At 69.5% G+C, this 12,906-nt stretch carries 12 protein-coding genes; 8 read left to right on the top strand and 4 right to left on the bottom strand.

The window, feature by feature from the left end:
- Window positions 1–2: 2 nt before the first annotated feature.
- Window positions 3–1,721 (bottom strand): cobalamin-dependent protein, encoded by a 1,719-nt coding sequence (locus OV427_RS42385; RefSeq protein WP_267861925.1) that lies wholly within the window; start codon window positions 1,719–1,721, stop codon window positions 3–5.
- Window positions 1,722–1,887: 166 nt separating this feature from the next.
- Here OV427_RS42385 and OV427_RS42380 point away from each other — a divergent pair, with 166 nt between their 5' ends.
- The 4 genes from OV427_RS42380 to OV427_RS42365 all read left to right on the top strand — a co-directional run bounded on the left by OV427_RS42380 (window position 1,888) and on the right by OV427_RS42365 (window position 5,393).
- Window positions 1,888–2,643 carry a class I SAM-dependent methyltransferase gene (locus OV427_RS42380; protein ID WP_267861924.1) on the top strand — a complete coding sequence of 252 codons (756 nt, stop codon included), beginning with the start codon at window positions 1,888–1,890 and terminating at the stop codon, window positions 2,641–2,643.
- 185 nt (window positions 2,644–2,828) lie between these two features.
- Window positions 2,829–3,242 (top strand): response regulator, encoded by a 414-nt coding sequence (locus tag OV427_RS42375; protein ID WP_267861923.1) that lies wholly within the window; start codon window positions 2,829–2,831, stop codon window positions 3,240–3,242.
- Window positions 3,239–4,567 (top strand): sensor histidine kinase, encoded by a 1,329-nt coding sequence (locus OV427_RS42370; RefSeq protein WP_267861922.1) that lies wholly within the window; start codon window positions 3,239–3,241, stop codon window positions 4,565–4,567. The genes OV427_RS42375 and OV427_RS42370 overlap by 4 nt, the downstream gene beginning before the upstream one ends.
- 481 nt (window positions 4,568–5,048) lie before the next feature.
- Window positions 5,049–5,393: a cell wall protein gene (locus OV427_RS42365; RefSeq protein WP_267861921.1), complete on the top strand. Its 345-nt coding sequence runs from the start codon at window positions 5,049–5,051 to the stop codon at window positions 5,391–5,393.
- A gap of 73 nt (window positions 5,394–5,466) precedes the next feature.
- Here OV427_RS42365 and OV427_RS42360 read toward each other — a convergent pair whose 3' ends face one another.
- Complete coding sequence (locus tag OV427_RS42360) at window positions 5,467–6,237, bottom strand: SDR family oxidoreductase (RefSeq protein ID WP_267861920.1); 771 nt, start codon at window positions 6,235–6,237, stop codon at window positions 5,467–5,469.
- A gap of 176 nt (window positions 6,238–6,413) precedes the next feature.
- On the opposite strand from OV427_RS42360, the gene OV427_RS42355 reads away from it, so the two are divergent.
- Window positions 6,414–7,643: a metallophosphoesterase gene (locus OV427_RS42355; RefSeq protein WP_267861919.1), complete on the top strand. Its 1,230-nt coding sequence runs from the start codon at window positions 6,414–6,416 to the stop codon at window positions 7,641–7,643.
- A 4-nt stretch (window positions 7,644–7,647) separates the two neighbouring features.
- Here the strand turns inward: OV427_RS42355 and OV427_RS42350 are convergent, their stop codons facing one another.
- Together OV427_RS42350 and OV427_RS42345 are read right to left on the bottom strand one after the other, a co-directional pair.
- Window positions 7,648–8,088, bottom strand: coding sequence for a hypothetical protein (locus tag OV427_RS42350; RefSeq protein WP_267861918.1), 441 nt, complete (start codon window positions 8,086–8,088; stop codon window positions 7,648–7,650).
- Window positions 8,085–9,638, bottom strand: a complete 1,554-nt coding sequence (locus OV427_RS42345) for an alkaline phosphatase D family protein (RefSeq protein WP_267861916.1) — start codon at window positions 9,636–9,638, stop codon at window positions 8,085–8,087. The genes OV427_RS42350 and OV427_RS42345 overlap by 4 nt, the downstream gene beginning before the upstream one ends.
- Window positions 9,639–9,932: 294 nt before the next feature.
- Between OV427_RS42345 and OV427_RS42340 the strand changes: the two genes are divergently transcribed.
- The 3 genes from OV427_RS42340 (at window position 9,933) to fghA (ending at window position 12,890) form a co-directional block, all read left to right on the top strand.
- A complete protein-coding gene (locus OV427_RS42340) occupies window positions 9,933–10,739 on the top strand; it encodes a tetratricopeptide repeat protein (RefSeq protein ID WP_267861915.1) in 807 nt (268 codons plus the stop codon).
- 190 nt (window positions 10,740–10,929) lie between these two features.
- Window positions 10,930–12,042: an S-(hydroxymethyl)glutathione dehydrogenase/class III alcohol dehydrogenase gene (locus OV427_RS42335; RefSeq protein ID WP_267861914.1), complete on the top strand. Its 1,113-nt coding sequence runs from the start codon at window positions 10,930–10,932 to the stop codon at window positions 12,040–12,042.
- Window positions 12,039–12,890 (top strand): S-formylglutathione hydrolase, encoded by an 852-nt coding sequence (gene fghA / locus OV427_RS42330; RefSeq protein WP_267861913.1) that lies wholly within the window; start codon window positions 12,039–12,041, stop codon window positions 12,888–12,890. Before OV427_RS42335 ends, fghA begins: the two co-directional genes overlap by 4 nt.
- The last annotated feature ends 16 nt before the right edge of the window (window positions 12,891–12,906 follow it).

Genomic DNA, 12,906 nt, shown 5'->3' with positions numbered 1-12,906 from the left:
GCCTACGCCGGCTGGAGGAAGCGTCCGTCCATCAGGTGGTCGATGACCTCGCGCGCGGAGCCAGGATCCAGCCTCGCCTTCGCCCCGAGCTGCGACACCGCGCTGGCGACAGTCGTGGGGTGCTCGAAGGCGGCCAGGGCCGCCAGGAGGATGGCACCGTCCTCGCCTTGCGCGAGCGTCGGGTCCGAGAACCTGCGCGGGCTGACCGACGGGGCGCAGCTCAGCGTGGTCCCATCCACCGAGCGCACGACCGTCACCTGCTCCTGCGCCACCTTCGCCGGAGCCCGATGGCTCCCCAACCAGTCACCCAGCGCGAACTGCTGCGTCCACGGGGCGGTGTTCCGCAGCCGCGTGCGGCCATTGACGACGAGGTTCCGCTTCGCGTCCCGGTGCTCCCACGCCAGGGCATCCACGCGGTCGGAGTTGCGCTGCACCGCCGCCTCCAGCTCCGCGTCCCGGAAGCGAATCATCGGCACCGACACATCGCCTGGCTCGCGCCGCTCGAAGTAGTCGAGGAACTCCGTGAACGTTCGCGCTTCGCTCACCATGTCGAACCGCGCGGGGTGCTCGGTGACCAGCGCCCCGGGTTGCGATTCGAGCCGCTGATACCCCACCACGCAGTCGAGGCTGATGACACGCTCCACGAGCCGGAGCTCCTCCGCGAGCGTGGCCTTGCTCGCGAAGGGCAGGCCTCCGATGCCGGAGATTTCGACGTCCAGGTTCGGATGGCGGCGGCAGGCCTCGATGACGTCGAGCAGCTCCCGGTCCTTCGCGCACGGCTTGAGCAGCCCGCGCCCCATCTGCTCGAGGCGCTGCTGCTCGGAGAAGCAGCCGATGTCGATCACCATGTGGATGCGCTGGAACGTCTCCGCCAGCGCGGCAACGAGCTCGAGCCGGGGCACACCCCACAGGAAGTACGTGCAGAGGTGGCGCGAGAGGTCCACGCCCGCCCAGGTGCTCCCCAGGAACTCCGCCGTGCTTCCGGCGAAGTCGTAGCGCATCTGCCAGGTCCGGCCGGCAATCTCCTGGTGGTCCCTGCGCACACTCTCCTCGGACCGCAGGAACGGCTTCGCGCGCCCGAAGGCCGCCTTCTGGTTGCCGCGCGCCCCACCGCAGTAGAGGCAGTTCTCACCGCACCCCTTACCGGGCGCGACCCAGCCCGAGAAGGAGTGCTGGTCGATCTGGCTCAGGAAGAGCTCGTTGAAGTGCGAGTAGTAGATGTCCTCGGTGTTCTTCGCGCCCTGCACGTACGCCAGGGGCAACCTCCGAGGGCGTCCGTCAGGGGCCCGCGTCACGCAGTTGGGCGGCGCGGAGTCACCCTGGCAGATGGCCAGCAGCGGGACCTCGCCGTCGCCCAGCACGACGTCGTCGATGCAGTCGTAGGCGTGCAGTTCCCGCCACCAGTACGACGCGGAGTTGCCCCCCACGACGATGCGAATCCCGGGGTCGATCTTGCGCACGGTCCGCGCGATGAGCAGCGCGCGGTCCACATGGTGGAACCACTTGAGGCTGATGCCGATCAGCTTCGGACGCACGCGGGTGACGAGGCGCTCGAACGAGCGCACCACCTCGGCCTCGGTCTCGTCCCCGTCCCACAGCCGCACGAAGGCCTCGATACCGCCGCGCCGCAGGTAGCTCGCGAGGTAGAGGATGCCGCACGTGGCCTCGCCCGCTCCGGCGCCGACGAGGAGAACTGGCGAGAGGACACGACCACCACCCATGAGACGAGCACCCGACCTTTCCGAGAAGACGTCAGCGTAGAACATCCGAGGGGTTGCCAGGGCGGAATGGTTGGCGCCCGACCGCCCAGGCATGCGTGCGGCTTACGGGTAGCATGCACAGCCGAGGCCCCTGATACGTCAGTACCCACAGGAGAAGGAGTTCGCCATGGGAATCACGATGTCGCCGCAGGACTACGCCACGGCGTTCCGCGTGCTCGCTGCCACCGCCCGGCACCCCGAGAACATCGGGCAGGTCGTCGAACAGCGAATCCTCCCCCAGCTGCCGAAGCAACCCTCGCTGCTGGACGTGGGCGCGGGGTCGGGCAAGGTGGCCGAGCGGCTCGCGCCGCACTTCGACCTGCTCACCCTGCTCGAACCCAACCGGGACCAGATTGCCGGCTTCAACCACGGCAAGGCGAAGATCCTCCTGGAGCCCTTCGAGCGCTACCAGTCATCCGAGCAGTTCGAGCTCGTCCTGTGCTCGCACGTCCTGTACCACGTGCCCCTCTCCGACTGGGGAGGGTTCATCGACAGGCTGCTCTCGTTCGTGCGTCCCGGGGGCTACTGCCTCATCGTCATGGCCGCCGCCCGAGGGCCGACCTACGAGCTGTGTCGCGACTTCTCGGACACCCTGCTCTTCGGCGAGCACCTGGTCGCCACGGTGAAGCAGAAGGGGCTGCCGCACGAGGTCATCCCGACCATGAGCGGCTTCTTCACGAAGACGTTCGAGGAGATGTACACGCTCTGTCGCTTCTTCGTGCTGGAAGGCTGCTTCACGGCGGCGCAGCTCGCGGCGCTGAGCGAGGACGAGGTGCGCGGGCTCGATGAGAAGATTCGCGTCCACGCCGAGCGCTGCCGGGGCCCTGACGGGATGTACCGCCTGGAGCAGGATGAGGATCTGATCATCATCCCCAAGCCGTAGCCTCGACACGCAGGTGCGCTGAGCGACGGCAGGCTCGTACCTCGGGGATGGGTCACCTTCGCCATCTCCGGGAGGGGCCGGGTTGAATGCGCGACACCCTCCGCGGGGGTGGGCACCCAGGGCCCCTGGACCGCGTCTATGATTGCGGAACGAGCAGCACTCTCGGTTCGAGTGGGGGGCTCTCCGTGGATAGAATTCTCATCGTCGACGACGAAGTCCAGGTGTGCAGGTCGTTGGGCCGGCTGTTCCGGCGAGAGGGCTTCGCGGTCGAAACCGCCGAGGGAGGCCCGGAAGCGCTCCTCGTGCTCGACACCTTCCGTCCCGACGTCGTGCTCACCGACTTCCGGATGCCGCGAATGAATGGCGCCCAATTGCTCGCGGAGGTCCGGCGGCGACTTCCGAGGACGCTGCGCATCATCCTCTCCGGCTACTCCGACCTCGTGTCTGTGATGGCGCCCCTCCAGGACGGGGAGATCTCCCGGTTCATCTGCAAGCCCTGGGACAATGACACCCTGGCCCCCGCCATCCGCGCCATGCTCACACCGAGCGACGCCCGAGCAGCGCGAAAAGCCTCCACCCCGACGGGGGAACGGTCATGAGCCCCGCGGCGCTGTCCCACTCGGAGCAGGCCCGGCGCAACTTCGACATCCGGGCGTTGATTGGCGCGGCCTCGCTCTGCGTGCTGCAGGTCGCCACCAGCTATGGCCACGGGTACGAGGTCGCCGAGGTGGTCGCCATCCTGGTCGCCAAGGTCGTCTTCAATACCTGGGTGGACCGATGGCTCATCAGCCGCATCGGAGGCACGCCCGGCGAACGGGTGCGCATCGCGGGGAACACCCTGGGCCTGCTCCTGATGGGACACCTGCAGGCCTGGCCGCTCGCCCTCTGGCTGTGGCTCCCCTTCAACGCGATGATTACCGACGAGAATCGAGCGCGGCAGGCCTGGCTCAACCTCGCGTTCCTCGTGGTGGTCGTCGACGCCGTGGCGCTCATGGAGGGTGTGTCCGTGGCGCTGCCACTGGGCTTCAGCGCGCTCACCGGCATCTGTTACCTCCTCGCCCAGGCCCGGCAGGGCTTCATCGAGAGCATGCTGCGGGAGCGGGAGGAACAGAATGCCCAGTTGCAGCAGGCACACCTCGAAATGGAGGCCCTGCACCAGCGGGCGGTGATGCAGGAGAAGCTCTCCAGCCTGGGCCTGCTCTCGGCGGGCATTGCCCACGAAATCAACAACCCGATGAGCTACGTCACCAGCAACCTCAAGGACCTGATGGCGGACCTGCCGCGCCTCGGCACCACCCCCGAGCTGCTCGAGGAGTACCGGCGGGACATCCTGCCCGCGACGCTCGACGGACTCAGGCGCGTCAACTCCATCGTCGCCGACCTGCGCCGCTTCGCCCGGGGCGACCCGGAGAGCCTGGTGGAGTACGACCTCAACGAGGAGATTCGCGCGGCGGCGCGCATCGCCCAGAGCCGCTTCACGCATGACCGGGAGCTGCGGCTGGAATTGGCCCAGCTTCCACACCTCCTCGGCCGGCCCCGGCAGATTGCCCAGGTCCTGGTCAACCTGATGATCAACGCGGCGGAGGCGATTGGGGAGACGGGCTCCGTCACGGTGACGACCGCGCTGGACGGGGAGCGGATCCGCATCACCGTCCGCGACACGGGCGTGGGGATGGATGCGGTCACGCTGAAGAACCTGTTCCAGCCCTTCTTCACCACGAAGCAGGTGGGAGCGGGCATGGGCCTGGGGCTGGCCGTCGCCCACGGCATCGTCCGCGCGCATGGGGGCACCATCTCCGTGGAGAGCGAGCCCGGCAGGGGGACCTGCTTCACACTCAGCCTCGCCCAGTTCCCTCCCCCGAACCTGCCCCTCGGGCAGCCCTTCCCGGAAGAGCGCCCGGCCGCCCACGCCGCGAGCCCTTGAACAGCGCCGGCACGTGGTTCAGAACGATACATTCCCTCGGGCCTTGCCCTCTCCGGGCACATCGGCCAGGGTAGGCCTGACGTCTTGGAGGGCTGTTCCCGCTGTCCTCTCCCCGCCAGCCTCTACGTTCGCGTGAAGGCGGCCAAAGCCTCACATGCCCAAAGCCAGAGCTCGAGTCCCTCATCCCCGTACCTCGCGACCCTCACGTCCATCCAAGCCCCGTGCTCCCACGAAGGCGGCCGCCCCCGGCCCGGTTCCTTTCGAGGAGGCCCTGCGGGCCGTCTTCCGCGATGAGCTCGCGGGACCGGTCTCCGAGCTGGCGGCCGCCCTGCTCCGCATCGCGGACGGGCTGTCCGGCAAGCTCCCGCGCACGCCTGTTCCCGCGCGCGCCCCGGCTCCGCCTGTCAGGCCCGTCGCGCCGCCACCACCGGCCTGCGCGGTCATCAACTGCAAGCTTCCACGTGGAAGCCTCGGCTACTGCGTGATTCACGCCCAGCGCCGGCGCCAGATGATTGCCTCCCATCGCCTCCACGCCGAGTGGGTGGAGAACGCCGCTCCGCACAGCGTGCCGGATGTCATCCCGCCCCGGAAGCGCCGCGGAGAGCGCCAGCGGGAAGAAGCCCCCGCCGTGGCCGCGCGTCCCGTGGCCGAGCCCCGGATGTTCGTCCGCAAGAAGGGCCAGGCGGAGGCCGTCATTCCCACGCGGAAGGGCGCCAGCTCGAAGCCGAGTGCCCAGGCATCCCTGCCATTGACCTTGCAGGACCAGGTGATGTCCACGGTGGGACGCTGGGCCAGCGAGTTCAAGGCGAAGAAGCAGCCGCACTGAAGCAGCCAGGGACCGCTGGACGGAGGTCACCCGGTGCAGGCCAGGTTCGCCTGGCCTGCCTTCAACGGGCGCCTCAGCGGCGGAACCGCGCGGCGGCCTGCGCCTCGAAAGCGCCGACGTCGTGGTAGTAGCGCTCGACGTCCGCCTGCATGTTCGGCTGCGTGTAGACCTCCGGGCGCGGCTTCTCGATGACGTCGACGATGACCTTCGTGGCGTCCTCGACGCTCTGCGCTCCCGGGAGCACGCGTGAGTCGGGGCCTCCCCCGAGCGCGTTCGTGCCGAATTCGGTGGCGACGATGCCGGGCATCACCACCGTCACCATGATGCCCGGGTGTGTCTGCAACAGCTCCATGCGCAGGCACGCGCTGAGCCCGTTGAGCGCATGCTTCGCCGCGCTGTACGCCGAGCGGAAGGACGCGAGCGGAAGGCGCGCCAGCCCACTGGAGATGTTCACGATCTGCCCCGCGTTCCTCGACTGGAAGTGCGGCAGCACCGCCTGCATCCCGTAGAGCGCGCTCTTCACGTTGTCGCGCCACATGGAGTCCATGTCCTCGTCGGTCAGCTCCGCCACCGAGCGGGTGATGCCGCGCCCCGCGTTGTTCACCCAGACGTCGATGCGCCCGAAGCGCCCCAGCGCCGCGTCCCGCAGTCGCTCCATGTCCTCCCGCCGCGTGGCATCGGTGACCACGGAGAGGGCCTCGCTGCCCGCGCGCGCCGTGGCGGCCTCCAGCTCCGGCTTCCTGCGCGCGGCCAGCACCAGCTTCGCGCCCTTCGCGCCCAACTGCCGCGCCAGCTCCGCGCCGATGCCCGCACTCGCTCCCGTGATGACGATGACCTTGTCCATGAATGCTCCTGAATGACCCGTCCGGGCCTGGCGGCGGGAATGTAGCCGCGCGAGCGGGTGTGTCGTTGAACATCGACCTCCCCCGCGGACGGCGCCTCTGTCCATGACCGACGCCCGGCGCGGGAGGGGTCTCCGTCCGTGGTACCCTCCCCCTCGTTCCCCGCGGGTTCCACCGAATGTCGTTCCGGATTCTCTCCTTCTCCCTGCTCATCGGGCTCGGCGCCGTGCTGGGCCACCTGTACCTGTACCGGCGCCTCGTGCGCCGGCTCGTGCACGGCCGCCTGCCAAGGCTCCTCGCGCTGGCCGTGCTCACGCTCCTGACGCTGGTGCTGATGGCGCGGCGCACCTTCGTGGATGCACTGCCGGAGCACCTCGCCGAGCTCGTCGTCGTCGCGATGTTCACGTGGATGGGCGTGGCCCTCTGCCTCGTCGTCGCGCTCCTCGTGCTGGACCTCGGCCATGGGTTCCTCGCGGTGGCGTGGTGGTTCCAGTCCCGAAAGGCCGCGCCTCCCACGACAGCCTCCGGCACGGTGGGCCCGGAGCAATCGCCCGCCCCTGCTCCGGCGATGGATGAGCACCGGCGCCGCTTCCTCGCGCGGACCCTGGCGGGCGGCGCGTTCATCGCGGGCGGTGGCATGGCCGCGTACGGGAGCTGGCGGGCCTTCTCCCCGCCGCTCGTCACCGAGCTCGCGGTGAAGATTCCGAAGCTGCCCCGGGCGCTGGACGGGCTCACCCTCGTCCAGCTCACGGACATCCACGTGGGTCCCTTCATCCGGCGCCGATACATGGACGCGCTCGTCGAGCAGGCCAACGCACTCCGGCCGGACCTCTTCGCCATCACCGGCGACCTGGTGGACGGCGACGTGCCCACCCTGGGCGGCGCCGTCTCCGCGCTCTCGGGGTTGAAGTCGCGCTACGGCAGCTTCTTCGTCACCGGCAACCACGACTATTACTCGGGCGACGACGCGTGGACGGAGTTCCTCCAATCGCTCGGCATCCAGGTGCTGCGCAACCGCCACGTGCGCATCGGTGACACGGGTGCCTCGCTGGACCTGGTGGGCGTGGATGACTGGAGCGGCGGGCGGCGGGGGAACAAGCAGGGCTATGACCTGGACCGGGCGCTCGACGGGAGAGACCCGGACCGCGCCGCGGTGCTGCTCGCACACCAGCCGGCGAACTTCACCGTCGCCGCCGAGCGCGGCATGGACCTCCAGATTTCGGGCCACACGCATGGCGGGCAGCTCGTGCCGATGACGTTCTTCATCGGGCTCGCCTGGGAGCACGCCGCGGGGCTCTACCGACACGGCGACTCGCACATCTACGTCAGCCGGGGCTGCGGCTTCTGGGGCCCACCGATGCGCGTCGGCAGTCCCCCCGAAATCGTCAAGCTCGTGCTGACGGCGTGAGGACTCAGGACGCGCGCACGCGAGGCGTGTAGCGCCAGAACCGCTGCGTGTGGCCGCAGCCTCCGCACGAGAGGCGGACCTGGAACTCGCCGCCCTGGGCATGCGTGGCGGGGCTCACCGTCCGGGTGACTTCCTGGGCCGCGTCGTGCCCGCACTTCTCGCAGGCCACCCGGCGCGTGGTGGATTCCAGCGCATGGCGCACCACCGTGCCCCGCTCACACGCCTCACACCACCAGACGTGATAGTCCGCCGTGCCGAGCCGCTCCTCATGCCGTTGTCCCTCGTCGAGGTGCGCGTCCTCCGTCTCCTCGTCGAGCAGCACGCGCGCCTTCCCACAACGGTCGCAGCGGCTCGGGTCCGAGCCCTTCTCCTGGGAGCGCCACCACCACCTTCCGAGCACACCGGCCAGGGCCGCCACCACGGCGAGGAGCGCCACCGAGCTCATGACCGGGGCTCCAGCTCCACCTGATGCAGCACCGCGCCGGTGAGGTCGTGCAGGGCCACGGTGAGCGCGCCACTCTTCCCGAGGATGCGGACACTGCCGAAGTACTGCTGCCCTTCCCACGGCGCCGGGTTGTCCCCGGTGGCGGGGCGCTGCCAGCGGACCTCGGGGCCGAAGGTGTCGTCCAACGGGTTGGGACCGAAGGTGCCCGCGTGCAGCGGCCCCGCGACGAACTCCCAGAACGGGTCGAAGTCGCGGAAGCGCGCGCGGTCCGGGTGGTAGTGGTGCGCGGCCGGATAGTGCACGTCCGCGGTGAGGAAGAGCACGTTGCGCACCCGACGGGCCTTGAGGAAGGACAACAGCTCGGCCAGCTCCAGCTCCCGGCCCAGCGGCGCTCCGGGACCATTGGCCCACGCCTCCATGTGGTAGCCGTCCGAGTGCTGGCCGTCGGGGACGATGAGCCCCAGCGGCATGCTGGTGGCAATCACCTTCCACGTCGCGGTGGATGCGGCCAGCGCCTCCTTCAGGCCGTCCAGCTGCGCGCGCCCCAGGAAGGACGTCTCCGCGCCGGGGCGCTCCTGGCGGTTGACGGTGTTGGGCCCGCGAAAGGCGCGCACGTCCGGGATGAACACGTCCAGGTGCGGCCCGTACGCGAGCTGCCGGTGGATGCGTCCCTCGGTCCGCGCGGCGCCACCTACCGGCGAATACTCGAAGAAGGCCTGCCGGGCCCGCGTCCCCAGCACGCCCGCGTCCGACACCTGCGTGTAGCGCGCGTCATCCGCGAGGCTCCGGCCCGGGTACCAGTTGTTGCGCACCTCGTGGTCGTCCCACTGGTACGCAATGGGCACCTCGCGGGCGAAGGCACGCAGTTCCTCGTCCAGCAAGTTGTAGGCGAAGTTGCCGCGGAACTCCTCCAGCGTCTCGGCCACCTTCGCCTTCGCGGGCGTCACGCGGTTGCGCCACACACGCCCGTCCGCGAGCGGCACCTCGGGCTGCAGCGGGTTGTCCGCGTAGATGGCGTCCCCCACGTGCAGGAAGAAGTCGGGACGGAGCGCGCGCATGGCGCCATAGCCCTTGTAGCCGCCCCACTCGGGGTTGATGCCCCAGCCCTGCCCGCACACGTCCGCGCTCCACGTGAAGTGGATGTCCCGGGGGCTGTCCGGCGCCGTGAGGAGACGCCCCTGCCACGCCTCGCCCGCGCGGCCACCGTCGTCCGCGAGCACCCGCACGTGCACCTCGCGTCCGGCCGGCAGCCCGGTGAGGTCCACCACGCCGGTGAAGTCCGAGACGCCACTCAGCACCGGCCCCTCCACGCGGTGCACGCCTTTCTGGAGCCGGGGGTCCTCGCTCCACTCCACCACCAACTGCGCGACCCGGTCCGCCTTCCCCCACACCGTGACGGCGCCGGCCCGCACGTCGCCGAACTGGGCCCCCAGCGGCAGCGTGGGCGCGGGACGCGGGGCGACGGTGCGGCGCAGCGAGGACGGCGCGGCACAGCCGGCGGCTGTGAGCACCAGCCCCTGGAGCAGGGTGCGGCGGGGAAGGACGGGCATTGCGCGGGCCTCCAATCGCGAAAGCGGGCAGGCTAGTCGCGAGTCGCGCCAGCGCCCATACCCGGAGTCATCCTCCCGCCGTCCAGATGGGGCAGAAACGCGCCACCAGAGCGGAGCGCGGGCCGGGAGACCAGGGAGGCAGGCAGCCCAAGGCCGGAGGCGGCAGTCGAGCGACTTCGGGTATGCTCCCAGTCCCATCAGGACCCGTGAGGGCGGGTCCGCGGAAAGCTCTCCATCGGCAGTTCAGGACCGGGCCGGGTCGATGCACCCAGGCCCCGCTCGAAAGGCATGCACATGAAGCGTCTGGGAAAGGTCGGTCTGGTACTCGGAGTTCTCGCCCTGGGTGGCCCCTTCGGCTGTAAGGACGAGAAAGAGGAGGCTGCCAAGACGCACCGCATCAAGGGCACCGACCACCTGAGCAAGAAGGAGTTCAAGGAGGCGGCGGCCGAGTACGCGCTTTCGCTCGAGGCCGACCCCAAGCAGGAGAAGGTCTGGGAGAAGAAGGCCTACGCGCACATGCAGGTCGGCCAGATGGCCGAGGCCTCCCAGGCCGTCATGAAGATCCTGGAGATGAAGGCCACGCCGGCCGAGAAGGCCGAGGTCCTCCGGACGCTCGCCAGCATGCACATGACGGCGGGCACCACCGATGACGCCGAGAAGTATTTCAACGAGGCGCTGAAGCTCGAGCCGAAGGACGAGGCGTCCCTCGGGTGGATCGCGGAGATCTACGCGCAGCGCGGCGGCGCCCGCTCCATGGAGGCGCCCATCGTCAAGGCGGACCTGGAGAAGTCGCTCAACTATTACGACCAGGTGCTGGCCATCAACGCCAACTCCGCCAACACGTACCTCAACAAGCGCGTGGTGATGGGCCGCCTCATGGAGTACGAGCGGCAGCAGAAGGAGCAGGCGCTGTCCGAGGCCGCGGAGAATGCCAAGGACAAGACCATCGTCGACGAGGCCAACGCCCGCGCCGCGGAGCACCAGAAGCGCATGGACGACTTCCAGGTGCAGTTCGCGGAGATGACCAAGAAGTTCAGCGAGGCCAAGAAGGCCGGTGGCGCGCAGCCCGCCGCCCCCGCCCAGGCGAAGAACACGCCGTAGCCGTCACACCACCCGTGGCACATGCGAGGGCCTGGAACCGCGAGTCGGTGCCAGGCCCTTCGCTTTTTCCGCGCGCGTGCGCCGCTCCCGCGAGTGTCCACTCATCGCGCCTTGCAGAAATCTTCCTGTCCCCCTCCCCGGGCCCGGCCGTACGCTTTGAGCCTCAACATCCAGACTGGGAGAGTGGCGTATGGACATCCGCGCAGCGGTGGCGCTCGAGGCGGGCAAGCCCCTGAGCATCGAGACGGTGCACCTGGAAGGGCCCAAGGCGGGCGAGGTGCTCGTCGAGTTGAAGGCCACCGGCATCTGCCACACGGATGAGTTCACCCTCTCGGGGAGTGATCCGGAGGGGCTGTTCCCGGCCATCCTCGGCCACGAGGGCGCGGGCCTCGTCGTGGACGTGGGCGCGGGCGTGACGTCGGTGAAGAAGGGCGACCACGTCATCCCGCTGTACACGCCCGAGTGCCGCCAGTGTAAGTCGTGCCTGTCGCGCAAGACGAACCTGTGCACGGCCATCCGCGCCACGCAGGGCCGCGGGTTGATGCCGGACGGCACCAGCCGCTTCCGCCTCGGGCGTGAGCCGGTGCACCACTACATGGGCACATCCACCTTCGCCCAGTACACGGTGCTGCCGGAGATTGCCGTCGCGAAGATTCGCGAGGACGCCCCGTTCGACAAGGTCTGCTACATCGGCTGCGGCGTGACGACGGGCATCGGCGCCGTCGTGTACACGGCGAAGGTGGAGGCGGGCGCCAAGGTGGTGGTGTTCGGCCTGGGCGGCATCGGCCTCAACGTGGTGCAGGCGGCGCGCATGGTGGGCGCGGACCAGATTGTCGGCGTGGACATCAACCCCGCGCGCAAGGCCATGGCGGAGAAGTTCGGCCTCACCCACTTCGTCAACCCGAAGGAGGTGGAGGGCGACCTGGTGCCGTACCTCGTCAACCTCACCGGCGGCGGCGCGGACTACAGCTTCGAGTGCATCGGCAACGTGAACACCATGCGCCAGGCGCTGGAGTGCTGCCACCGGGGCTGGGGCGAGAGCATCATCATCGGCGTGGCCGGCGCGGGGCAGGAAATCAAGACGCGGCCGTTCCAGCTCGTCACCGGGCGCGTGTGGAAGGGCAGCGCCTTCGGCGGCGCGCGCGGCCGCACGGACGTGCCGAAGATTGTCGACTGGTACATGGACGGGAAGATCAACGTCGATGACCTGATTACGCACACGCTGGCGCTGGAGGACATCAACAAGGGCTTCGACCTGATGCACCGGGGCGAGTCCATCCGCAGCGTGGTGAAGTACTCATGACGGTGGCCCCCACCCTCCTGTCCGAGCACCGCTGCTTCGGCGGTACCGTCGGCTTCTACCGCCACGCGTCCGAGGCGTGTGGGGGTGACATGCGCTTCGGCATCTTCGTCCCGCCACAGGCGCGGGAGCGGAAGGTGCCGGTGCTCTACTACCTGGCGGGCCTCACCTGCACGGAGGACACGTTCCTCATCAAGGGCGGCGCGCAGCGCGTGGCGGCGGAGCTGGGAATCATGCTGGTGGCCCCGGACACCAGCCCGCGCGGCGCGGGATACCCCGGCGAGGACGCGTCCTGGGACTTCGGCGTGGGCGCGGGCTTCTACCTGGATGCCACGCAGGCGCCGTGGTCCGCGCGCTACCGCATGGGCACGTACGTGACGAAGGAATTGCCGGCGCTCATCGCCGCGCACTTCCCCGCCCGCGCGGACCGAGAGGGCATCTTCGGCCACTCCATGGGCGGGCACGGCGCGCTGGTGTGCGCGCTGCGCCAGCCCGGGCGCTACCGCTCCGTGTCCGCCTTCGCGCCCATCTCCGCGCCCATGCGCGTGCCCTGGGGGCAGAAGGCGTTCCGCGGCTACCTGGGCGAGGACACCGCCGCGTGGCGCGAATACGACGCCACGGAGCTGCTGCGGGCCTCGAAGGCGCGGCTCCCGCCGCTGCTCGTGGACCAGGGCACGGGCGACAAGTTCCTCCAGGAGCAGCTCAAGCCGGAGCTGCTGCGCGAAGCCTGCGAGGCCGTGGGGCAGCCCCTGAACCTCCGCATCCATGAGGGGTACGACCACGGCTACTACTTCGTCTCCACGTTCATGGAGGACCACCTCCGCCACCACGCGGCGGCACTGAACGCGTAGCGCGGCGGGGCCGGGC

The organism is Pyxidicoccus sp. MSG2, assembly GCF_026626705.1.
Lineage (GTDB): Bacteria > Myxococcota > Myxococcia > Myxococcales > Myxococcaceae > Myxococcus.
This window is presented reverse-complemented; position numbering and strand designations above follow the sequence as displayed.

Coding starts and splice junctions, on each gene's coding strand:
- OV427_RS42340 (WP_267861915.1), top strand. CDS start 9,933: ATGAAGCGTCTGGGAAAGGTCGGTCTGGTACTCGGAGTTCTCGCCCTG.
- OV427_RS42370 (WP_267861922.1), top strand. CDS start 3,239: ATGAGCCCCGCGGCGCTGTCCCACTCGGAGCAGGCCCGGCGCAACTTC.
- OV427_RS42385 (WP_267861925.1), bottom strand. CDS start 1,721: ATGGGTGGTGGTCGTGTCCTCTCGCCAGTTCTCCTCGTCGGCGCCGGA.
- OV427_RS42380 (WP_267861924.1), top strand. CDS start 1,888: ATGGGAATCACGATGTCGCCGCAGGACTACGCCACGGCGTTCCGCGTG.
- OV427_RS42355 (WP_267861919.1), top strand. CDS start 6,414: ATGTCGTTCCGGATTCTCTCCTTCTCCCTGCTCATCGGGCTCGGCGCC.
- fghA (WP_267861913.1), top strand. CDS start 12,039: ATGACGGTGGCCCCCACCCTCCTGTCCGAGCACCGCTGCTTCGGCGGT.
- OV427_RS42335 (WP_267861914.1), top strand. CDS start 10,930: ATGGACATCCGCGCAGCGGTGGCGCTCGAGGCGGGCAAGCCCCTGAGC.
- OV427_RS42360 (WP_267861920.1), bottom strand. CDS start 6,237: ATGGACAAGGTCATCGTCATCACGGGAGCGAGTGCGGGCATCGGCGCG.
- OV427_RS42345 (WP_267861916.1), bottom strand. CDS start 9,638: ATGCCCGTCCTTCCCCGCCGCACCCTGCTCCAGGGGCTGGTGCTCACA.
- OV427_RS42350 (WP_267861918.1), bottom strand. CDS start 8,088: ATGAGCTCGGTGGCGCTCCTCGCCGTGGTGGCGGCCCTGGCCGGTGTG.